This is a genomic window from Halomonas sp. BL6, assembly GCF_006228115.1.
Taxonomy (GTDB): Bacteria; Pseudomonadota; Gammaproteobacteria; order Pseudomonadales; family Halomonadaceae; genus Vreelandella; species Vreelandella piezotolerans.
The window spans coordinates 386517-409464 of record NZ_VDGL01000003.1 but is presented as its reverse complement, the minus strand read 5'-3'; the positions used below and the strand labels follow the sequence as shown (position 1 = coordinate 409464).

Annotated in this window: 18 protein-coding genes; 3 read left to right on the top strand and 15 right to left on the bottom strand. The window is 59.3% G+C overall.

Annotated features, from left to right (window positions below; all coding sequences use genetic code 11):
* Nucleotides 1-25: 25 nt before the first annotated feature.
* From FHJ80_RS08590 to FHJ80_RS08545, 10 genes are all read right to left on the bottom strand, one after another.
* Nucleotides 26-1051: a YihY/virulence factor BrkB family protein gene (locus FHJ80_RS08590; protein WP_231125560.1), complete on the bottom strand. Its 1026-nt coding sequence runs from the start codon at nucleotides 1049-1051 to the stop codon at nucleotides 26-28.
* Complete coding sequence (locus FHJ80_RS08585) at nucleotides 1051-2820, bottom strand: complex I subunit 5 family protein (protein ID WP_139526591.1); 1770 nt, start codon at nucleotides 2818-2820, stop codon at nucleotides 1051-1053. The genes FHJ80_RS08590 and FHJ80_RS08585 overlap by 1 nt, the downstream gene beginning before the upstream one ends.
* A complete protein-coding gene (locus tag FHJ80_RS08580) occupies nucleotides 2817-4322 on the bottom strand; it encodes a proton-conducting transporter membrane subunit (protein ID WP_139526590.1) in 1506 nt (501 codons plus the stop codon). Before FHJ80_RS08580 ends, FHJ80_RS08585 begins: the two co-directional genes overlap by 4 nt.
* Nucleotides 4319-5809, bottom strand: a complete 1491-nt coding sequence (locus tag FHJ80_RS08575) for a complex I subunit 5 family protein (RefSeq protein ID WP_139526589.1) — start codon at nucleotides 5807-5809, stop codon at nucleotides 4319-4321. Before FHJ80_RS08575 ends, FHJ80_RS08580 begins: the two co-directional genes overlap by 4 nt.
* Nucleotides 5806-6486 carry a DUF4040 domain-containing protein gene (locus tag FHJ80_RS08570; RefSeq protein WP_139526588.1) on the bottom strand — a complete coding sequence of 227 codons (681 nt, stop codon included), beginning with the start codon at nucleotides 6484-6486 and terminating at the stop codon, nucleotides 5806-5808. The genes FHJ80_RS08575 and FHJ80_RS08570 overlap by 4 nt, the downstream gene beginning before the upstream one ends.
* 79 nt (nucleotides 6487-6565) lie before the next feature.
* The gene (locus tag FHJ80_RS08565) at nucleotides 6566-7231 is read right to left on the bottom strand and encodes an alpha/beta hydrolase (protein ID WP_139526587.1); all 666 of its coding nucleotides are present in this window, start codon (nucleotides 7229-7231) and stop codon (nucleotides 6566-6568) included.
* A gap of 72 nt (nucleotides 7232-7303) precedes the next feature.
* The gene (locus FHJ80_RS08560) at nucleotides 7304-9073 is read right to left on the bottom strand and encodes an SLC13 family permease (RefSeq protein ID WP_139526586.1); all 1770 of its coding nucleotides are present in this window, start codon (nucleotides 9071-9073) and stop codon (nucleotides 7304-7306) included.
* A 246-nt stretch (nucleotides 9074-9319) separates the two neighbouring features.
* Nucleotides 9320-9526: a cold-shock protein gene (locus tag FHJ80_RS08555; protein WP_054641278.1), complete on the bottom strand. Its 207-nt coding sequence runs from the start codon at nucleotides 9524-9526 to the stop codon at nucleotides 9320-9322.
* Nucleotides 9527-9717: 191 nt separating this feature from the next.
* Entirely contained in the window at nucleotides 9718-11394 is a 1677-nt protein-coding gene (locus tag FHJ80_RS08550) for a GMC family oxidoreductase (protein WP_255303896.1), read from the bottom strand.
* Nucleotides 11395-11421: 27 nt separating this feature from the next.
* A complete protein-coding gene (locus tag FHJ80_RS08545) occupies nucleotides 11422-12933 on the bottom strand; it encodes a CoA-acylating methylmalonate-semialdehyde dehydrogenase (RefSeq protein WP_139526585.1) in 1512 nt (503 codons plus the stop codon).
* Between the two features lie 138 nt (nucleotides 12934-13071).
* On the opposite strand from FHJ80_RS08545, the gene FHJ80_RS08540 reads away from it, so the two are divergent.
* The 3 genes from FHJ80_RS08540 to FHJ80_RS08530 all read left to right on the top strand — a co-directional run bounded on the left by FHJ80_RS08540 (nucleotide 13072) and on the right by FHJ80_RS08530 (nucleotide 16285).
* Nucleotides 13072-13980 (top strand): LysR family transcriptional regulator, encoded by a 909-nt coding sequence (locus tag FHJ80_RS08540; RefSeq protein ID WP_139526584.1) that lies wholly within the window; start codon nucleotides 13072-13074, stop codon nucleotides 13978-13980.
* Nucleotides 13981-14047: 67 nt separating this feature from the next.
* Nucleotides 14048-14671, top strand: coding sequence for a peptide-methionine (S)-S-oxide reductase MsrA (gene msrA, locus FHJ80_RS08535; protein ID WP_139526583.1), 624 nt, complete (start codon nucleotides 14048-14050; stop codon nucleotides 14669-14671).
* A gap of 231 nt (nucleotides 14672-14902) precedes the next feature.
* A complete protein-coding gene (locus tag FHJ80_RS08530) occupies nucleotides 14903-16285 on the top strand; it encodes an NAD-dependent succinate-semialdehyde dehydrogenase (protein ID WP_139526582.1) in 1383 nt (460 codons plus the stop codon).
* Between the two features lie 120 nt (nucleotides 16286-16405).
* On the opposite strand, the gene FHJ80_RS08525 is transcribed toward FHJ80_RS08530, so the two are convergent.
* From FHJ80_RS08525 to nadE, 5 genes are all read right to left on the bottom strand, one after another.
* Nucleotides 16406-16882 (bottom strand): phosphatidylglycerophosphatase A, encoded by a 477-nt coding sequence (locus FHJ80_RS08525; RefSeq protein ID WP_139526581.1) that lies wholly within the window; start codon nucleotides 16880-16882, stop codon nucleotides 16406-16408.
* On the bottom strand, nucleotides 16882-17616 hold the full coding sequence (locus tag FHJ80_RS08520) for a tellurite resistance TerB family protein (RefSeq protein WP_139526580.1): 735 nt from the start codon (nucleotides 17614-17616) through the stop codon (nucleotides 16882-16884). The genes FHJ80_RS08525 and FHJ80_RS08520 overlap by 1 nt, the downstream gene beginning before the upstream one ends.
* Before the next feature lie 109 nt (nucleotides 17617-17725).
* A complete protein-coding gene (locus FHJ80_RS08515; protein WP_139526579.1) occupies nucleotides 17726-20329 on the bottom strand; it encodes an AAA family ATPase in 2604 nt (867 codons plus the stop codon).
* On the bottom strand, nucleotides 20326-21474 hold the full coding sequence (locus tag FHJ80_RS08510; protein ID WP_139526578.1) for an exonuclease SbcCD subunit D: 1149 nt from the start codon (nucleotides 21472-21474) through the stop codon (nucleotides 20326-20328). Before FHJ80_RS08510 ends, FHJ80_RS08515 begins: the two co-directional genes overlap by 4 nt.
* 61 nt (nucleotides 21475-21535) lie before the next feature.
* Nucleotides 21536-22858, bottom strand: coding sequence for an ammonia-dependent NAD(+) synthetase (gene nadE / locus FHJ80_RS17370; protein ID WP_369692946.1), 1323 nt, complete (start codon nucleotides 22856-22858; stop codon nucleotides 21536-21538).
* Nucleotides 22859-22948: the final 90 nt, after the last annotated feature.

Here is a 22948-nt window from a genome sequence, read left to right as displayed (position 1 = left end):
TACACCGCCCAGCTCACTGGGCGGTTCACTCTTGACCTCCATCGCACGGCGGCCGCTGTCTCGCGGCACGGTCGCTATTCCAGGGGTTTTCGATGCCGATGGTATCGGCAGCAAACGCCTCGCGCTCGCCTAACGGGCGCGCCTCGCCCACGGTGGTGTCGTGGCAGGTTTGACGCTCCATTTCGCAGTTGAGCTCCGCTCCGAACAACACGACGAAGGCCGAGAGCCAAAACCACAGCATCAGGGCCACCACGGCACCTATCGAGCCGTACAGTTCGCTAAAGGTCGAAAAGTAGCGCACGTAGAGTGACAACCCTCCCGAGCCCAGCAGCCACATAAGCGTCGCAAACAGCGTGCCGTAACTCAGCCAACGCCACTGCGGTGAGCGGCGATAAGGTGCAAAGCGGTAGAGCAGTGCGATCAGTAGGCTCATCAATACCAGCAGCGCCGGCCAGCGCAGCCACTGCAGCACTCGATCCATAGGAGGCTCGATCATCAATCGGTCCACTAGCGCTGGCACGATGGCGATGAATCCCAGGGAGACCAGCGTCATGCAAATCAAGCCAAAGGTCAGCGAAACGAGGACCACCCCTCGATAGAGCAGTGAACGCTGCTCTTGCTCGCCATATACCGCGTTGAGACCAATGACCAGCACCGAGACTGCTTTCGAGGCAATGAACATGGCAATGAGCAGCCCCGCCAACGCGGTCAGGACATTACCCGACTCGGTGCTCTCGACCACGTCTTGCGCCTGCTGATCGATCAAGTTGGCCGCGTCCGGCGGCATGAAGCGGCTGATCGTATAGAGCTGCCGCCCCGCCTCGACAGGATCGAACAGTAGTCCCCATACCGACACTACCGCCGCAATGGTCGGAAACAGCGCCAGCAGCGCGTAAAACGCCACCCCTGCGGCAAACATGGTGACCCGGTCTCGGCGCGCGGCGCGCACGACGCGCCATGCAATATCCTGCCAACCACGCTTTGGAATATCGTTGGGCACATCGGCACTTCGGCCGCGCTCACCCAATGGCTCTCTTGCTTGTTGCCCCACTACTGTCCCTCCCAAATGAGCAAAAGTGCCAGGAGAACGGCCAACGCCATCATCAAGCCTCCACCATGCTGGCGCATCCATGACTCCACTGATAGTCCGCGCAACAACCCCTTCATGAGCAAACGCTCACCCTTCAGTGCCAGCGCCACGGAGGTTGTTTTACCTCTTCCACATCGCGCGGCCAGTGAGCGTGCGGCGCTCAAGCCTAGAGTGGCAAGGGAATGGTATCCCCACCACCAATCCCCGGCAGGTGGCGTTGGCACATCAAAACGGCGCAGCGCCAACAAGCCTAACGCCATGCCGACAACGCCTACCGGAAAAGGCCAAATAATGCCCAACCACTCGTTCAAGGGAGGAGCGATCACACTCCCCTCCGGTAACGGCAGCCACAGCGGTGTCATTAGCGCAGCGATCAATGCCGCTAGCCACGCCCCCCACTGAAACGAATGGCTGTTTCCTCGCTGCCGCTGCTGCCATTGTCGCCACACGCAGACCGTCACCAGCGCGGCCGTGCCCATCGCCGCCCAAGTCAATAGTGCGATAATGCGCTCTTGCTCGAACTCATAGAGCGCATGCTTCACCCCCCACTTGCTGAACATGCCTGCCGCGAGTGCGCCTGTCAGCGAAATGCCCGGTAGAGCAATCAAAAGAAACAGCAGCGAGGTGGGCCACTTGGGCATATGCTCACTCACACTGGTACCCATAAAGAGAGCGCCCTTCGCTAACGCATGGTGACCCGCAAACAAAATGATGGCAGGTAGCAAGGCCGGCCATACCGCTGGCACGACGATTCCCATACCCACTAACGCCGTTAACATGCCCATTTGGCTGATACTGGAGTAGGCCAAAATCGCTTTGGGATGCGACTGCCAAATGCCGTACAGGGCCGCACCAAATGCTGCTGCAAACCCTGCCACCAATACGACATTGCCAAACTGCATCATGGCAGGAGATAGCGACTCCATTCCCAACGGCAACACGGTCAACCAACCCAACAAGCCTGCCTTGATCATGGCGCCGCTGAGGACAGCGCTGGCGGGCGCGGGAGCCACGGGGTGCGCTAATGGTAACCAAGCATGCAGCCCGATCACCCCCGCTTTCACGCCTAAACCCAGCCACAGCAACAGCGCCATCCACGCACCATGGTCTGCCGTGGCCAGGGTGTCGCGCACGCCTTTGAGTGTTAACGTATCCGAGGTGCCTGCGGCCCAGAGAAAACCACCTAATATCAAACCTTCACCGATAACGGCCAGCACAAGATAGGCCTTAGCCCCCAGCTTCGCGGCCGGAGTGCCGTTATGCACCACCAGCGCATACGCAGCGAAGGTCATCAGCGCAAAGCCAAAATAAAAACTGGCAATATCCTGGGCGACTATCAGAAGAATGTTGCCCAGCAAGGTTAGCGGCCACAGTAAGGTTAAACGCTGTAAACGCCGTTGTGCCGACGCATCCCCTCCTTGTGCCTGACGCTGTTCATCGGCGAAGTAACCTCGTGCATGAAACGCCGCCATACTCCAAAGCAGAGCAGTAAAGGCTAGCCACGGTCGGCTGAGCGCATTCAGCTCCCAATACCCACCTAACATCCAAGCATCCATGGTCCACTGCACGTCACCCACATACGCCAGCGGTAAAGCAGGCCAGGCAGCACTTACCCACAGCATCGAAATGAAATGACGCTGTTGAACAGGGACTCGGTAAGCGCTCCAAACGCTACTGCCTGCCACGATAAGCGGCCAGAGTAAGGCCACGGCCAACAGCAGTGAACTCATGGCAGGTACTCCCCAACGGCTACGCGCGTTGCCCAATCCAGCGGACTAAATGGCAACCCAGCCAACAAACCAGCCCCTATACTAATGACGGCCGTCAATACCGCTGGCCACAACAGCCATCCGTGGGTTTCCAGCCGCCCTAATGACTGCTCTTTAGGCCATTGCCCCTTGCCATGGGCCGGACCCTCACGGAACCAGAGGCGATGTACGATAGGGAGAAAATAAATCGCATTCAGCGTACTGCTTGCTACTAGCACGGCCACTACCCAGTACATATCTGCCTCGATAGCGCCCATGCCTAGGTACCATTTAGTAATGAACCCAGCGGTCGGTGGCAACCCGATCATCCCTAGCGCCCCCACCGTAAACGCTAGGCTAGTCAATGGCATGCGCTTGCCTGCACCGTCCATTTCATCAAGGCGATGAATCCCCAGCTCTTCTGCATAATTGCCAGCACAAAAGAACAGCGTCACTTTCATCAGGCCTTGGTGAAGCAAATGCGCCAGCGCGCCTATCGTCCCGAAAGGGCCAAACAAGCTAACGCCTAACACCACATAGGAAACTTGGCTAATCGTCGAAAACGCCAAGCGTGGCTTTAACTCCTCTTGGGCAATCGCCCGCAGCGACCCATAAATAATGGTGATAGACGCAGCGACGGCCAGCACGGTGGTGACGCCCAACTCCACGCTAAGTTCAATGCCGTATAGGTCGTATATGACACGCAAAATGCCAAACGCACCGGCTTTTACCACAGCAACGGCATGCAGCAATGCACTCACCGGCGCCGGTGCCACCATCGCCCTGGGCAGCCAGCCATGCAGCGGCACCATGGCTGCCTTCACCGCCAAGCCACCGACCAGCAGCGCAAAAATAAGGGTTAGCAAACCACGGTGATCATCCAGATAGGGGGACAACCCTTGCTCTGACGCAAAAGAGTGATCGTTGGTTAAGCTGTACAGCAAGACAACGCCTAGCAGCAGCACGACGCCCGCCGTGAGGGTGTAACGCAAATACACTCGACCGGCCGCTAAGGCTTTTGCTGAACCCGCGTGCACCACGAGCGGGTAAGTTGAGAGTGTCAGCATTTCGTAGAAAATCAGGAAGGTAAACAGGTTTCCCGACAGGGCAATCCCTAGCGTACTGGTGACACACAGGCTGAAGAAGCCAAAGAAACGCTTCCGATTGGCCGCCCCTTCCAAGTACCCAATCGCGTAAATCGTCGTGCATAGCCACAGCAGTGACGAAAGACCCGCAAACATAACGCCGAGGGCATCCGCCCGCAGCACAAAATCAACGCCTCCCACGATTTGAAAGCTAAAGGTGTCTTCATAGCCTTCTGAAACACGCCCAACCATCACTATCACTAGGAGAATTTTAACGACCGCCGCCAGTAAGTTGATGCTCGTGCGGACACGTCGAGCCTCTTCTGGCAACGAGAAAATAATCACCGCCGCGAATAAGGAGGTTGCCAGCGTCGTCAGGGGTAACCAAGCCGCGTTCATCCACCACCTCCATGCAGCAACCCCAGCGGAAAGTGGGCGAGTAAGCCAAGCGCAAAGGCTGCTACCGCCAAACACAGAGCAATGGCATCCATGCCGGGCGCAAGCGGCTGATAATCGTGTCGCGGTGCGGTTTCATCAAACGAGTAGCGAAATACGCGAAACACGTAGGCAGCCGTCAATAGCGTGCCTGCCAGTAGGGCCGCCACGGCTAACCATTGCTGAGTCAGCACCATGGATTGAAGCAAGAGCCACTTTGCCGTAAAGCCAGCGCTGGGGGGTAGCCCCATTAACGTAACGGCAGCCATGCCAAAGATAAGTAGCGAAAGTGGCAGCCGACGACTGGTTCCTGCCAGCGCTTTCAGTGAGCTTTCACCCGTGGCAATGATCAAATTGCCTGCCGCCATAAACATGGCTGCTTTGGCTAGTGCGTGTCCCACCAAATGTAACCAAAACCCGTCCCATGCCAGCGACAAAGGCAGCGGAGCGATGTTGGGACCTAATACCAGAGGAAAGGCCACCATCAAATAGCCCAACTGGCCCACAGTGGAAGAGGCAATCAGCGTTTTGAGTGAATCGGCTCGCCAGGCCACCAATCCACCCCAAACAATCGCCAACATGCCCAACCAGGCCACCAAACGGGGAGCAAACAGCGTCTCCGGCAGCAAGATGCCCCACAGCATCATTAAAATATAGAGCGAGGCCTTAATGACGAGCGCTGCATGCAGTGCACTGACCGGCGTCCAAGCATTCTCGTGTACGGGGGTTAGCCAACCATGCAAAGGGAATAGCGCCGCCTTTAAGGCAAGCCCCGCGCCTATAAGGGCTGCTGCAACCCAAGTAAGGGGCTCTGGCTCCACCCGTGCTTCAAGTGCGATTAAATCTAACGTTCCCCATTGACTCATTAATAGGGCAACGCCCAGTAAAAACGCGAGCGACCCCACCAGAGCCAAAAGGAGGTAACGCATACCGGCCTGTAGCGCCGCAGACTTACCCGACAGCAGCAACATCCCCACGGCCGCGAGTCCCATTGCCTCCAGCGCGGCATACAGAATCAACAGATCCGCCGCCAGCCAAATCAGTGAAAGCGCACTAACGAGCAACCCCATTAATGGCCATAACCAACGGACGCTGGCATTGGGGAGCGTTAGGCGGAGATAGCCAGGGGTATAAACGGCAACGGCGGCGGCCGTCCACTGGGTAATCAAGAGCATTAGAGCACTAAGGCCACTCAAGCGCAGCGTTAGCTCGATACCCGCCACCTCCCACTGCCAACGCAGCAATCCGACCTGTTGGTAGTCCAATACCATGACCCCTCCAGCCAGTAAAATCGGCAAGCAGGCCAAGGCCACCGGCAGCAAACGAGAGGGGCGAAACACGGCTCCGAGCGCACCAAACACCATCGGCAGCAGTAGCACAGCGGCGAGTGCCCAGTCCGTCATCCATAAGGGATCAAAGGTATTGTCGTACAGACCAAAGCGCCAGATCATGAAGGCGGCCTTACAGGGGCGTATTCATCGTTGAGGGCGGCGCTACCTTCCTGGTGCACTAGCTGGCGAAGGAGTAAAACCCCCAATAGCGACCCCAGCCAAGCGATGAGCAACCCCACCGTGATGAGCGCCTGGGCGCTGGGTGACGTACCCGCCATGCCTGCGAGCATCAAGAAAACGCCCGATCCAAGCACATTAAAGGCCATCAAGCGGCGCATCAGATGGTGGTGTAAAGCAAACGCCCCCATTCCCAACGATACAATGACCACAGAGCACAAAATAAGCGGATGCGCGGTCAGTGAAAGCGCCATATCAGGTAATAGAAACTGAGTCGCCACGCCTAGCATGATACTCCAGGCAATGATGAGCAGCCCCTTCGTCAAACGGTGTGGCCACTCGACGCGCGTACGATCATAACGTGGCATCGATAGCCTCTGACTGGGCAGTGTGCGCAAGACGTAAATAAAGCCACCCCCCGTGAGCGCACTCCCTAATATCACTTCCACCAAGGCTAACCACGGGGCGTTCAGGTACCACCACGCTGCACTCATCAACAGCGCAAATAGCACCAAAAGCCAACACGCCCTTAATAGGTGGCGATCGAATAAGCACCCAATGGCGGTCATCAGTAGACAAACGGCTAACCCACTTTCAACGGTATCGATAGACGCTATCATGTGCCCCTGCCTGTCCCTTGCCGCGGCATTAATAGCAGCAGCGTACTATCAAAGGCGCCGAACGCCTACTGCTCTCCCCTTAACCCAGACGCTCGCTTAGCCATTTGCCGATATCGTTGACCTGCTGCGGACACAGTGCATGTGCCATGGGGTACTGGCGATAGTTGACGCTGTAGCCCATGGTTTTCAAACGATCGACGCCGCTGCGACCCAGCGTCTCGGGCACGATGGGGTCGAAGTTGCCGTGATGGACTTCGATCGGCAGCTGACGGTTCGCCTCGGCAGGCGAGATGCTGTCGGCAGTGGCAAAGTAGGTGGACATCGCCAGCAGTCCGCCTAGCGGCTGCGGAAACGACAGCGCGGCCTGATACGCCACCGCACCGCCTTGCGAGAAGCCCGCCACGATGATGCGCTGGCTATCGATCCCTTGGTCGATCTGCTCTTGGATCAGCGCCTGGATGCGCTCGGCGGATTTCTTGAGCTGCACCTCATCGACGCGGCGTCCCAGGTCCATTGCCAGGATGTCGTACCAAGCAGGCATCACCATACCGCCGTTGATGGTCACCTGTAGGCGCGGCGCATGGGGCATGATGAAGCGCACATGGGCGCTTTCCGGCAGCGCCAGGGCGGGTACTAGCGGCTCGAAATCGTGCCCATCGGCACCCAGGCCGTGGATGATGAACACGCATGCATCGGCGGGTTGACCATTTTTCGGTTCAATAATCAGTTCGCCAGGGGCTGTCATGGGCTATGTCCTTGCTGATATTAAAAGCGCCACCCTAGCGTAAAGCAGCCCAGGGAGCGAGTCATTCGCGGCTTAGAATGGCCACACCCATGGAATCAGCGCCACCACGATCACCCCCGTCAGCACGTTCAGGCCACCCCCGACGCGGAGAAAATCAGCGATCCGATAACCACCGGGCCCGTGCACCATGAGGTTGGTTTGGTAGCCAATGGGGGTAAGAAAACTGGCCGACGCCGCAAACATGACCGCGACCACATAGGGCATGGGGCTAACCCCTAGGCTTTCCGCCGCCGCCATGACCACCGGAAAAATGATCACGGCGGCGGCATTGTTAGTCACCAACTCCGTAAGCAGTGCCACGACGGCATAAGTGCCCACAAGCAGCAGCCATGGATTGCCAGCCACCACCGAGAGCACCCCACCGGCCATGGCATCCGCCGCCCCGGAGACGTGCAACGCCGCCCCTACCCCAAACGATGCCGCAATGGTCAACAGCACCTGGGTATCCAACCCGCGCTTGGCCGCCCCCACCGAGCAGCAGCCGGTCAACAGTGCCATGGCGGCGCCCAACATGGCGGCATTGAGCATGCTCAACACACCCAGCGCCGCCAGCAGCACCGCGCCAATCAGAATACCCCAGGCCAGCGGAGCCTTCTCGTGGATGGGCCGCGCCGAGCCATTGAGCTCACTGATCAGCAAAAAGTCTTTCGACTGTCGGTGGCGCTCGATGAACGGCGGGCGCGCCTCTAATAGCAACACATCGGCAGGCTGCAGGCGTACCTGTCCAAGGTTTCCCGTCACCCGCTCGCCGCCGCGACAAATGGCCAGCACGGCCGCACCGTATAGCGTTCTAAATCGTCCATCTCGAATCCGCTGACCAATGAATTGACACTGGTTGGAGACCACGGCCTCGACCAAACGGCGCTCTTTGAACTCCTTCTCCAGACTCGACGCGCCATCCCGTGAGGGGATCAGCCCGCGAATCTGCTGTAACTCGACGGCGGCGTCAGAGGTGCCCACGAAGACGAGGCGGTCTCCGCCTTTTAACTGCTCGCCAGGGCCGACGACGCTGACCACGTTACCGGCGCGTTCGATTTCGACGAGAAACAGCTCCTGCAAATGGCGCAGACCTGCCTCCTCGACGGTGCGGTCGACCAAGACACCGCCCGGGTCGACTTCCATTTCGATCGTGAACTCGCGGGGGTTGGCAAAGGCTTTGGCCGTACCGCCACGGGCAGGTAGAAGGCGCGGGCCGAGAAGAATTAGATACGCCAACCCCGCCACGGCGACGGGGATACCGACCCATGCCAGGTCGAACAACCCCATGGATAAGTCCGGATAGCGCTCGATCAAAAGCCCGTGCACGACCAAGTTAGTGCTGGTGCCAATAAGCGTGATCGTGCCGCCCAGAATCGACGCGAAGCTCAGTGGCATGAGCAGGCGCTGGGGAGAGAGTCTCAGGCGGCGGCTCCAGCTCAAAACGGCAGGGATATAGGTGGCTACCACCGGGGTATTATTGAGAAAGCCGCTGAGCGATGCCACCGGCAATAGCAGCCGCGTCAGCGCGCCACGTTCGCTCGAGGGACGGCCCAACACATAGCGAATGATCAGATCGATACCGCCGGTTTCACGTATGCTGGCCACCAGTACATACATGAACGCAACGGTAAACAGACCGCTATTGGAAAACCCGCCGAGTGCCTGCTGAGGATCGATGACGCCCAGCGTCATCAGCACGACCACCGCACCCATTAAAATGATATCCGGTCCGAGGCGTGAGAGCGCCATCAGCGGAAAAATCGTCAGCACGACCCCTACTGCAATCCAAGCATCCAGCGACATAACCCCACATCCTTTCTCAAGCCCACTCACTGACATAACCGAATAGTACGAGGGGCATTGTGCCGCTTATCGGATATTCTAAAAAGTTATTTTTAGACACACAGTAAGAAGAAAATAGAATATATCGTGAGGCGTGAGGCGTGAGGCGTGAGGCAGATAAGCATACACCAACGAAAAAACCCCGCATTAAGCGGGGTTTTTCTAGCTCGCTAGCAGACGCTGCTAGCGGCAAACATCAAGCTGGAATTAACCCAGAACTTTGATGTTAGAAGCCTGAAGGCCTTTTTTACCCTGGGTGACGTCGAAGGAAACCTTCTGGCCGTCTTGCAGAGTTTTGAAGCCGTCAGCTTGAATTTCGGAGAAGTGAGCGAACAGGTCGTCGCCATTGTCGTCCGGAGAAATGAAGCCGAAGCCTTTAGTGTCGTTAAACCACTTAACGGTACCAGTTGCCATGATCGAAATCCTCGATTTAGCTTTAATGTAGAGCCGGGTAATACCCGAGTTGCAGTGGGTAGAACAAGAAACCTTCACCAGACTCAACGCTAGAGCGTTTCGATACTGCTGACAACGTTCGACTTGCTAACCAACTGCATGCAGCATGCGCTTAACGACGCTGCACGTCAACACTATGATGGAAAAAAAAGTCAATGCAATGAATTTTCTTTTAAAATCCATCCGGCGGCTTTTTCAGCGATCATGAGGGTCGGCGAATTGGTGTTTCCACTGGTGATGGTGGGCATCACGCCCGCATCCGCAATCCGCAGCCCCGACACCCCTCTCACGCGCAGTGTTGCGTCCACCACCGCCATTGGGTCATCACCTTTACCCATTCGTGTGGTGCCCACCGGATGAAAAATCGTCGTACCGATATCCCCTGCCAGCCGCGTTAACTCCTCGTCCGTTTGATACTCGACGCCCGGCTTCACCTCTTCAGGTGAGTACTTCGCAAAGGCAGGCTGTTCGGCGATACGCCGGGTTACCCGCAGCGAATCGGCCGCCACCTTGCGATCCTCCGGCGTGCTGAGATAGTTCGGCGAAATCGCCGGTGCCTGACGCGGGTCGGCGCTTTTCAACCGCACCGTTCCTCGGCTGGTAGGGTTCAAGTTGCATACGCTCGCGGTAATGGCCGGATAAGGATGCAGCGGCTGCCCAAAGGCCTCTAGGCTGAGCGGTTGGACGTGATACTGAATATTGGGGTACGGCTGATCGTTGGAGCTGCGAGTAAATGCGCCAAGCTGCGAGGGGGCCATGCTCATTGGCCCGGTGCGTTTGGTCACATATTCCCAGCCGATGCCCGCTTTGCCCCACAGCGTGCTGGCAATGGCATTGAGCGTCTTGGCGTTACTGACACGATATACCGAGCGTATTTGGAGGTGATCTTGCAGGTTTTCGCCAACGCCCGGCAAATCGTGAATGGCCTCGATACCATGCTCGCGCAGATGCTCCGCAGGCCCAATGCCCGATAGCTGTAAAAGGTGGGGCGAGCCAATCGCCCCTGCGCACAGCACCACTTCTTTTTGCGCCTGCACCCGCAGGGTTTTGCCGCTGCGCACCACCTCTACCCCGGTACAGCGAGGCGCTTGCGAAAGATCGAAGCAGAGCCGGTTCACCTGGGTAGAGTGCCAAAGCGTCAAGTTGTCCCGCTTTAGCGCGCTACGCAAAAATGCCTTGGCGGTATTCCAACGCCAGCCATCGCGCTGGTTCACTTCGAAATAGGCGACCCCTTCGTTACTGCCCCGGTTAAAGTCCTCGGTGCGGGGAATGCCCGCCTGAACCGCCGCTTCGGCAAAGTCGTCCAGCACTTCCCACTTTAGGCGCTGCTTCTCGACCCGCCACTCACCGCCATGGCCGTGAAACGCACGGTGTGTCTCGTCACCGTCGCTGCCCTTATCCAGCCGGTAGTGGTTTTCGTGTTTGATGAAGTCCGGCAGGCAGTTCTCCCAGCGCCACTCGTCACTGCCGGTGACCTCCGCCCAGTGGTCGTAATCCCGCGCCTGGCCACGCATATAGATCATACCGTTGATGCTGGAGCAGCCCCCCAGGGTTTTTCCTCGAGGGTAGATCAGCGAGCGGCCATTTAGCCCCGTGTCCGGCTCGGTGCGGAACAGCCAGTCGGTGCGCGGGTTATTGATGCAATACAGGTAGCCCACCGGAATATGGATCCAGTGGTAGTTATCCCGACCGCCCGCCTCGATCAGCAGCACCCGATTTTGTGGGTCGGCGCTGAGCCGGTTGGCCATCAGGCACCCTGCGGTGCCTGCGCCTACCACGATGTAGTCGAACGACTCAGCGTGGGAGTTTGTCATTGTATTCGTTGGCATAGGCTAGGCTCCCGTAACGGTCTGGCGCTACTTCGCCGTCGGCATCACGAATTCGGCGCCCGCGTCGATGGAGTCGGACCAGCGCTGCATAATCGACTTCTGTTTGGTATAGAAGCGCACGCCCTCTTCGCCATACGCGTGGGTATCGCCAAACAGCGAGCGCTTCCAGCCACCGAAGCCGTGCCACGCCATGGGCACTGGGATAGGCACGTTGATGCCGACCATACCCACCTGAATCCGCCGACCAAATTCGCGGGCGACGCTGCCGCTTTCTGTAAAGCAGCTCACCCCGTTGCCAAACTCGTGGTCATTGATCAGTTGAATAGCGGTCGCCACATCCGGCACCCGCACGCAGACCAGCACCGGGCCGAAGATCTCTTCTTTATAGATAGTCATTTCCGGCGTGACGTGATCAAACAGCGTGCCGCCCATCCAAAAACCGTCAGAACAGCCCTCGCCTGCTTGCGCGCCGTCGAACTCGCGGCCATCGACGACGAGCTCGGCGCCTTCTGCCACGCCCTTTTCTATATAGCCGGTGATCCGCTGGTGCGCCTGACGGGTCACGATCGGCCCCATTTCTGCATCCAGCTGCATGCCATCTTTCACCTTCAGCGCCTTGGCGCGTTCGGTGAGCATCGGTACCACCTTGTCGGCCACGTCGCCGACCAACACGGCCACACTAATCGCCATGCAGCGCTCGCCCGCACTGCCGTAGGCCGCACCGATCAGCGCATCAACGGCTTTATCCAGGTGGGCATCCGGCATCACGACCATATGGTTTTTTGCGCCCCCCAGCGCCTGGACGCGCTTGCCGTGCTTGGCGCCACGCTCATAGATCAGGTTGGCGATCGGCGTAGAACCCACGAACGACAGCGCCTTCACGTCAGGGTGATCGATTAGCGCTTCGACCGAATCTTTATCGCCCTGCACCACGTTGAAGACGCCATCCGGCAAGCCTGCTTGCTGCAATAGATCCGCTATCATCAGCGAGGCGCTGGGGTCCAGCGGGCTAGGCTTGAGAATGAAGGTATTGCCAGCGGCAATGGCAATGGGGAACATCCACATGGGCACCATCGCCGGAAAGTTGAACGGCGTGATGCCCGCCGCCACCCCCAGTGGCTGGCGCACGGTCCAGTTATCGATACCGGTGCTGACCTGCTCGGTGTAATCACCCTTCAAGAGCTGGGGGATGCCGCAAGCGAATTCGACGATATCGATGCCCCGGGCCACCTCGCCTTGCGCGTCGGTGAAGACTTTGCCGTGCTCTTTGGTGATTGCCTCGGCCAGGGCATCTTTATTAGCGTTCAGCAGCTCCAGAAATTTGAACATGACCCGAGCGCGGCGGATGGGCGGCGTATCGGCCCAGGCGGGGAATGCCGCCTGAGCGGCTTGCACGGCCGTATCTACGTCAGCGCTCGACGCCAGGGCTACACGCCCGGTGACCTGCCCGGTGGCGGGGTTGAACACCTCTTGGGCGCTACCGGAGGTGCCTTCGCTACGCTGGCCGTTGATGAAGTGATGGATGGCGTGGGTGGTCATGGTCGCTACCTTTATAAAAAAAGCTTAAGTGATTAGAGAATGATCACAAGACTACCCCGCCGAACAGGCTAATCAATTGAGTAATTTTTAACCAAGATATAAGATTCATTAATAACATATCGGGGTAGGTTCATCACCATGCAGGAGTACGCCACGCTGCGGGCCTTTGTGACCGTTGCCCACACCGGAAGCGTCTCGCGGGCGGCCGAGCAGCTCCACCTGACTCAACCCGCCGTCAGCCTAAAGTTGAAGCAGCTACAGCAGCATCTAGGATTAACGCTCTTTACCCGCCGCCCGCAGGGGTTAACCCTCACCGCTGACGGCTATGCACTCCTACCCGCTGCAGAAAATGCGCTGGCCAGCGCGCTCGCCTTCGAGCAGACCGCCAGCGCTTTGCACAGCACCCTGCGTGGCAAGCTGCGCATTGGCACCATCGTCGACCCAGAGTTCATCCGCCTTGGCGGCTTTCTCAGCCGCTTGATGGCCCGCGCGCCCCAGCTGGAAACCGAACTTCACCACGGCATGAGCGGCAATGTTTTGAGTAAGGTGGAACAGGGGGAGTTGGACGTAGGCTTCTTTCTCGCCACGCCCGGTGAAGGCACCGGCCGTCCAGCCCTTGATTGGCGCGAATTGACCCACTTTCATTATCACGTCGTCGCCCCGCCAGGCTGGGAAGCCAAGCTCGTCGATACCCGCTGGGAGACGCTTGCCCAGTTACCCTGGATCGTCACCCCCACCGTGTCAGCGCACTCCCGGCTACTCGAACGGGCTTTGGCCGACAGCGGCGCGATACCGCGCCGCGTTGCCCAAGTCGACCAGGAGGTCTGTATGCTGGATTTGGTCAGAGCGGGTGTGGGGCTAAGCTTGGCGCGCGACGCGCTGGCCATGGCCGAACGGCAGGAGAGCGGTTTGACAGTGGCGGATAACGTTCGCTTGCCCTGCGCGCTCAGCCTGATTTGGCGCAGCGACCGCGCTACCGAACCCACCATAAAAGCCGCACTGGATACCCTCGATACGGTGTGGCCTCAGCGTGGTCGGTCGCGTTAAGAACGCGGAACCTCTCGATACTAATGGGCTCAATACCGAGCATCGATTCGTCACTGGAGTGCTAGACATGTACCGATTTTCCTCTTTTCGTCCGTTGACGCTGTGCGTGATGGCCGCCGCCGGTCTGGCAAGCGCACCGCTCCAGGCGCAATCCAATAGCGAGGCAACGTTTGCTGGCGGCTGCTTCTGGTGCATGGAGCCGCCCTACGACAAACAGCCGGGCGTCAGCGCCACCACCTCCGGCTATATGGGCGGCGAGCTGGACAACCCCACCTACGAACAGGTCTCCCGGGGCGGCACCGGCCACATAGAAGTCGTCAACATCGAGTACGACGACAGCCAGATCAGCTACGAACAGCTACTGGAGATTTTCTGGCGCAATATCGATCCCTTCGCCGTCAACCGCCAGTTTTGCGATAGCGGCGATCAATACCGCTCGGCCATCTTCTACAGCAACGAGGAGGAGCAGGCGTTAGCGGAAGCCTCGAAAGCCGAGATGGAAGCGAGGTTCGATCAAGAGATCACGACCGAGATCCTGCCGGCCAGCGAGTTTTGGCGCGCCGAGGAGTACCATCAGGATTACTACGAGAAAAACCCGCTCCGCTACAAGTTTTACCGCCTGAGCTGCGGCCGAGATGACCGTTTAGAAGAAGTATGGGGCGAAGAGGCAGGCGGTCCTACTTTTGAGTAATCACGCCCTGTGACCTTTAAAAGCGCCAAGTCGGTTTATCTGTCTTGGCGCTTTTTATGGAACCATTGTCTACCCGTCTTGCCCCAACGAGGGTGTCACGACATGCCTGATAATTCATTTGGGCAAAACGCCATTTATCTACTAAGGTAGAAATTCAGCATTAATAGACCAGTCGGCTAAAGGACTGCTCTACCTGATCGAACGCCCGTTGATCTAAAGATAGGAGATCTTATGAGCAACACCATCTCGACAGTCAATCCGACCACCGGCGAAACGCTTGAGACCTACACGCTGATGGATGAAAGCCAGGCCAAGCAGATCGTCGAGGCCAGCCATGAGGCGTTTCTGGATTGGCGGCTCAAGCCGCTAGAGCACCGCGCCAAGGTCGTCAAAGCCATTGGCGAAGCGATGAAGGCGCATAAAGACGAGCTTGCCGACCTAATGGTCAAAGAGATGGGCAAGCTGCCCTCACAGGCGCGCCAGGAAGTGGATCTGTGTGTCGGCATCTGTGATTATACCGCCGAGCACGGACCCACCAAGCTCGCCGACGAAGAGCGCAAGCCCGGCAACGGCGAGCGCGGAATCGTCACCTACTCCCCGATGGGCGTGATTTACGGCATTCAGCCGTGGAACTTCCCTGCGTATCAAGTCGTGCGCTACTCCATCGCCAACATCATGGCGGGCAACAGCGTGCTGCTAAAACACGCAGAGAACGTTACGGGTAGCGGGCTGCTGCTGGAGAAAATCTACCGCGAAGCGGGCCTGCCGGAAAACGTCTTCCGCACGCTGGTGATTTCTCACGATGTCTCCGACACGGTGATTGCCCACAAAGCCGTGCGTGGCGTCACCTTGACCGGCAGCGACGGCGCTGGTCGAAAAGTGGCCGCCAAAGCCGCCGAGCATCTGAAAAAGACGGTACTGGAGCTGGGCTCCAACGATGCCTACCTGGTACTGGACGATGCCGACCTTGATGTCGCGGTCGACACCTGCGTGACCGGTCGCGTCTTCAACGGCGGCCAAACCTGCGTGGCGGCCAAACGCTTTGTGGTCACCGAAAAGAACTACGAAGCATTCAAAGAGCGCTACGTAGCGCGCATGAAGGATTTGAAAGCGGGCGACCCAACCAAAGAAGATAGCGACCTAGGCCCGATGGCCCGCGTCGATCTTCGCGACGACCTTCACGAGCAGGTGGAAGAGAGCGTGCGTAAAGGCGCGACAATCCTCTGCGGCGGCGAAAAACCCGAAGGCAAAGGGGCGTTCTACCCGGTCACCGTGCTGGATAACGTCACCCCTGGACAGCCTGCCTACGACGATGAGCTGTTTGGCCCGGTCGCTGCGTTGATTCGTGCCAAAGACGATGAAGACGCTATGCGCATTGCTAACGACAGTCGCTACGGCTTGGGCGGCGGCATCATCTCCAAAGACGTGAAGCGCGCCACCGAGCTTGCCAGCCAGTATTTCGACACCGGTATGGTGTTCATCAACGGCTTCGGTGTCGCCACGCCGGAAATGCCGTTTGGCGGCGTGAAGGATTCAGGCTATGGGCGTGAGCACGGCGGCTTTGGGATGCACGAGTTCGTCAACGCCAAATCGGTGATCGTCGTACAAAGCTAAGGTGACCACGCTTTTCGTCTAGCGCTAGGCGGAGAGCACGTTACCCAAAACGCCGCAGCGTCGTTTTCACGACCTGCGGCGTTTTCGTGGTCCGCCTTGTTTGCAGCCTCTTTTACAGTATCAGGCGATTTGCCGCCGACGCTGCCAGAGCGTTAGCAGCAGCGCGACCACCAGCCAGCTCACCAGCGCGGCAATGACGTCATCCAACACGATACCGAACCCGCCGCTCACGTATTCTGCCAAATGAATGGGCGGCGGTTTCAATCCATCGAAGAAGCGGTAGACGCCAAACGCCAATGCCAGTACCAGCGGATGGCGGGCGGCTTTTAGCCCCAGCACCGCGAGCGGAAAAGCGACGTACTCATCGGCGACGATGCTGCCATGGTCCAGGCCATCATAATGCCACGCAGCGATATGACAGACCGGCACGGCCGCTATCAGCATCAGCGCGATGATGACCGCCTGCTGCCCCGTTGGGCGGCCCAAGAGCCACCACGCCAGCGGCAGGCCAATCAGTGACCCAAAGGTACCCGGCGCAACGGGCGCTAGCCCCAACCCAAAGCCAGTGGCTAGCCAGAAGTTGAGCGTATCGAGCATTAGCCAGCCTGCTGCGCCTGACGCTCGAGCTCTGCCGCCATCTCAGGCGTTAGGTTTAGCGCACTGGCGAGTTGATCCAACCAGGCGCGCTCCATGGGGTTTTGGTCGTCGATTACGGCGACGCTGATCAAATACATTTCGCGAGCGGCCTGGGGAGAGTCCGCTTCACGGGCCAAGGCCTGGGCGTCCAGCGGGGCTTTTAGCTGCTGTTCGACCCAGCGGTGCATCTCCTCATCCGCGCCGAGGGCATCGATCTGATCGGTAATCAGCGCCTGCTCCTGCTCGTCGATATGGCCATCCGCCCGGGCGGCCATGATCATGGCCTGCAGCAGCTCCAAGCTGCGGCGCTCTTGAACCTCGCCGCTCAACACCTCGACACGCTCGCCTTCCGAGGAGGATTGGGTCCCAGCCCCCTTCTTCTCCTTCTCCTGAGTACTTTGCCACGCCTTCCAGGCCAGTACGCCGACTCCCGCAATGGCACCATATTTGAGCGCTTTGCCGCCCATGCTGCGGCCACGCTTCGAGCCCACCAGCATGCCCAGGGCACCGCCGCCCAGCAGGCTTTTCATGTCGAAACCGCTGGAACCGCTGCTTTGGCGCGAGCCTTGGCTGCCACTGCCGCCCAACTGGCGGGAGAGGCCATCGATCACCCCTTTGACATCCATGCCGCCGCTACTGCCCTTGCTGCCGCTGGCCTGACTCATCAACTGCTGAAGAATTTTGCTTGCGTTCATCCTTGCACTCCTCAATGGTTACTCATTCGACGGGTCGAACGCGGGTCGTTTAATGTTCGTTATAGCGCATGCTACATGAATACAGCATGAATCGATCCTGCACTCGCGCTTAGCCCAGCGCCCCTTTTACCGCGACCGAACTGCCATGACGGCTAGCGCTCACCTCGATGCGCACTGGCATCTGCTCTTTGAGTTCGCTGACGTGGGAAATGATCCCTATCGTTCGCCCGCTCATTTGCAGTTCGCTCAACATGGCGATGGCTTGATCCAGCGCGTCTTGGTCCAGACTGCCAAATCCCTCGTCGATGAACAGCGTATCCAGTTGAATTCCCCCCGCGTAGGCCTGGACCACATCGGAAAGCCCTAGGGCCAACGATAGCGCGGCCATGAACGATTCCCCACCAGAGAGCGTGGCCACCGGACGGTTCTTGCCAGTGTAAGTATCGGCCACGTCGAGCTCGAGCCCTGAGGCTTTATTGCCTTTGGAAGGATCTTCCCGGCGCACGAGCTGATAACGCCCGCGGCTCATTCGCACCAAACGTTCGGAGGCTTGGATCAGCACATCGTCCAGCAGCACGCCCAGCACGAAGCGCTGCAGGCTAATGCGGTGACCGGTGCGGCCGTTGGCGACCTCGCTGAGCGTTCCCCAAAGCTGATACTGCGCCTCGAGCGCTGCCTCGGCGCGGCGTGCCTCCGCCAAGCGCTGCTGGGTACTCGTAAGCTGATCGACGCGTGCCGCCAAGCGCTGATACGTTTGGCGGCACGCCGCTTCGTGAGACTTGGCCGCTTCGGCGTGGGTCTCCCAGGCAGCAACGTCGGGGGGCGTTTTGCCTTCCAGCAGCGGCTCGCTGGCCTCGAGCTGCCCCTCCAATTTGGCGAGCTCCCGCTGAAAACGCGCGACGCTTTCACTCAGGCGCTGCTGTTCCGACGCCTCTAGGCGGGCAGCGGTAAACGCCGCTTCGTCTCTGAAGGGGCTGGCCTGCAGCGCTGCTTGCCACTCGGTTCGAGCGGTGCCTAACGTGTGCTGCGCCTCGGTTTGGCGCTGGGTGGCCTCGGTTAGCGTGGTTTGTGCTTGAGTGAGCGCCATATGAGCCGTTTGGGCCTGGGCCTGGGCCGTTTTCCAGGTCCGTTCGCAGGTGTCGATCTCGCGGTTCACAGAGGCTAACGACGCGTTCACGCTCTCCAGCGACACGCTATCGCCCAACTGCTCGCGAAGCCGTTGGCAACGTTCGTCGAGGTGGTGAGACTGCTGCTCCAAGCCCTGGGCATGCTGCTGGGCACTCACCCAGGCCTGGCGAGCGTGCTCGTAAACATTGCGTGCCTGCTTCATCTCCGCTTGCGTCACCAGCGCTTGGGAGGGAGTGGCGGGAGCCGGATGCTCACGGCTGCCGCACACCGGGCAGGGCTGGCCGCTGTCCAACCGCTGGGCCAGCAGCGCCGCCTGGCCCTGGTGCCAGCGCATCTCTTGCTCGATGGCGTGCTGCTCTTGGCGGGTGGCCTCTTGCTGCGTCTGCTCTAACGTCTCGAGCGCTTGGGCGACCTGTTGGGCAAGGGTGGCGCGCTGCCCTTCCAGCGTGGCCAGCTCCTGACACGTAGCGAGGGATTGCTCCCACTCATACGCTTGACGCTGCAGCGCGGGCACCCGCTCATGCTGGGCATTGGCCTCCGCCAGTGCCGCCTGGGCCTGCTGGTGGGCGGCCTGTCGAGGGGCTATGGCCTGCTGGGCGGCCTGGCATTCGCTCTCGGCGGCAGCGGCGTTTTTCTCGGCGCTTTGCAGCGCGTAAAACGGCGTGGCGAGCGCTTGGGTTTGTTCGTGCCGGTGCAGCTGCGCTTGGGCGTGCTGAATCGCGGGCTGCTGCTCCAATAGGGCCGCTTTTGCCTTGACCAGCGTGGCGTGCTGCTCGAACTGGCGGGCCAGCGCCGTGCCCGCCTGGGCGGTCGCCACGGCCTGCTCGCGCTGCTCGGTGGCGGCCGCCAGCGCCTGTTTGGCGGCGTGATGATCCGGGTCGAGCGCGGCGAGCGCTTCCTGTAGCGCGGCCTCGCTCTCGACATCGCTGGCCGACAGGATGCCCTGCACCCGCTGGCGGTGGTCGTTCACCTCACGGACGATCTGCTTGGCTCGATCCAGCAGGCGCTGCTCGATACGCTGAAAAATTTCGGTTTGAAACAGCTGGGCAAAAATCTCTTCGCGCTCTTTCGAGCCCGCCAGCAGCAGCTCGCGAAATTTACCCTGGGGAAGCACCATGACTTGGCGAAACTGACGCGCATCCAAGCCCAGCAACTGCTGCAGCTGGACGTTGGCATCGGTGATCTTTCGTGCCACCAAGCATTCGTCCTCCTCGCCCTTGGGAGTAACTCGCCATAATTGAGCTTCCGCCGCTTGCGTGGTCGTGCCTTCGCCGCTGGCTTTGGGGCGCTCCTGCTGCGGCACTCGGCGCACTCGATAAATGGCATCTCGTAGACGGAACGTCAGCGTCACTTCGGTCAACAGGGTCGCGGGCGCTTGGTCGCAGCGCATTTGGCCAGCGTCGCGCTCGTTGCCGGTGGTTTGGCCGTACAAGGCAAAACACATCGCATCGAGGATCGAGCTTTTACCCGCCCCGGTGGGGCCGTTGATCAGAAACAGCGGGCTTCTACCCAGCGCGGTGAAGTCGATGGCCTCAGTACTCGCAAAGGGGCCAAAGGCCTGCATGGTGAGTGTCAACGGCGTCATGCTTGGCCCTCCTGCTCACGGCTGAGGGTGGTGATCAGCTCGCTCATGGCGCGGGCCTGCTCGTCGCTCATTGGCTCACCGCTGGCTTGGGTGAAAAAGTCGCTGAACATATCCAGCGCGCTGAACTGCAGCCGCTCGCGGTCTAGCTGCTGGCGCCCTTTTGCTTCCAGCATGCCGGGCTTCTCCAGGTGCAGCACGTTGGGGTAGACCTCCCGCAGTTTGCCCATGGGGTCGAGAATGGCATGGCGGTCGGTGAGGCGCACCAGCAAGTAGTCATCGGCGTAGGGATCGCTGGCGCCTTGGGCCAGCAGCTGCGTCAGCTCGCCTTCCAGTACGCGTACGTCACGACGGGGTAGCAGCGGATGATGCTCGATCTGGGTGACACCTTCGCTGCCCACCTCGACGAGGGTGACGCCTTTACGCTGAGTGGCTTCGGAAAAGCTGTACTTCAGCAGCGAGCCGCTGTAGCGAATGTGCTCGCCACCGCGAGTTTGCGGGCCGTGAAGATGGCCAAGCGCCACGTAGTCGAAACGCTGCATGGGCTCCCAAGCCACGCTCTCCGCCCCGCCCAGGGTGAGCGGGCGCTCGGAGTCGCTGGCGGTGCCGCCATCGACAAAGCAGTGGCTCATGAGCATCGTCGGGCGGCCCGGCTGGCGCTGCGCCTCGATGCGCTCCAGCAGGTAGCGGTGGGCGCCGTCGAAGTCGCGCACGTCCACGCCAAACGCGCTGCGCACGTACTCCGGATCGGCGTAGGGGATGCCGAACACATCCAACGTGTCACCGCCCATCGTTAGCGTGACCGGCTGATCGCAGGTGGCCAGGTCGGTGAGGATATGCAGCCCGGCCTGACGCAAATGGCGGGCGCCAAAACCCAAGCGCTCGGCACCGTCGTGGTTACCGGAAATCATGATGACCGGCAGGCTGCGCTTCTCGCACAGCTCGACCAATATCTCATCCAGCAGCGTGACCGCCGCAGCGGGTGGCACCGAGCGGTCGTAAATATCGCCCGCGACCAGCACGGCATCCACCTGCTCGCGGTCGATGATCGCCAGCAGCTGCTGCAACACATGGCGCTGGTCTTCCAGCAGGGAGAGGTTATGGAATAGCCGCCCCAAATGCCAATCGGCGGTGTGAAGTAATCGCATGACGCACTCGATACAGAAACGTTAGCTGCATCATAACAACCTCACACCGCGACGCTAGCGCTCAGGGGGTGATGGGCAGGTGCCGTTTATGCGCTGAGCGCTGATACGTTTGTATCATCGTGGCACGCGCTTCCTCGCTTACCTGTTTACCCGTCAAGAAAGCATCGATATCTGCGTAGCTAACGCCAAGTGCCTCCTCATCGGCTAGCTGGGGTTTCAGAGTCTCTAGATCAGCCGTGGGCTGCTTCTCTACCAGCGCTTCGGGCGCGCCTAGCACCGCACCTAATTGGCGTACCTGGGCTTTAGTCAGACCGGTTAATGGAGCGATATCGCAGGCCCCATCGCCATATTTGGTAAAAAAGCCCATGAGCGCCTCCGCCGCCTGATCGGTTCCCACGACCAGCCCCGCGTTAGCCCCTGCGACAGCATATTGAGCCAACATACGTTGACGCGCTTTGATATTGCCCAGGACGAAATCGCGTTGCTGCGCATCGGTAAAGCCCAGCCCACCTGCTTCAAGCGAAGCCAACATTGCATCGCTCGCGGCCTGGATATTCACACTCAGCACGCTATCGGGTTTGATGAATGCCAACGCCTGCTGGGCGTCTACTTCATCGTGCTGAGTATCGTAGGGTAAACGCATCGCATAGAAGTGGGCTGACACACCCTCTTGGCGAGCTTTTTCTACCGCCAACTGCGCCAAGCGCCCTGCTACAGTGGAATCGACCCCGCCACTGATACCCAACACCAAGCTCTTTTGCCCAGAGTTTAGGAGTTGGCGATAGAGAAACATCACACGGCGCTCGACTTCTTGCTGCGGATCGATGGCGGATACGACCCGCAACGCGGTTTGAATATGCGCTTGATGGGCTTGATGAGCGACGGCGCTGACCTCTCCCTCTACCACTGCAGCGTGGTGAGTCATTAAGCGCTTCAAAGCGTAGTGGGCCGCCGCTAAACGCACTTCGTTACGGTCACCTGAAAAATGCCGTGTCTCTGCGATGAGATAAATCTGCTGCTCGTACCGAAACGCCCAGGCAAAGCATACCGTTCCTACGGGAATGCCATCGTGGGGCTCTGGTCCAGCGATACCGGTATTGGCTATCGCAACGTTGGCATCATTGTTAGTGAGTGCCCCCACGGCCATTTCTTTGGATGTCGCCTCGCTGGTCAAACCACAACGCTCAAGGGTTTGAGCGCTTACCGAAAGATAACGCTGCTTAGCCTCTGGCGAGTACACGGCAAGGCCGCAATCCATCGATTGGCCACTGCCTGGCACCCGCGCCAGTTCCGACGCAATCAGTCCTGCCGTACAGGATTCGGCAGTAGCGAGCTTAAGTGAGTAGTCTTGTAAATAATCGCGAACTTGTCTCAGCAGTTCCATTGCGGGTCTCCTTGAAGGATGCATCCGTGCAGGTGGGGTTACTAAAGCCACTATAGATAATCACTCTGGTTTGTCGAAAACCCTCCTCGT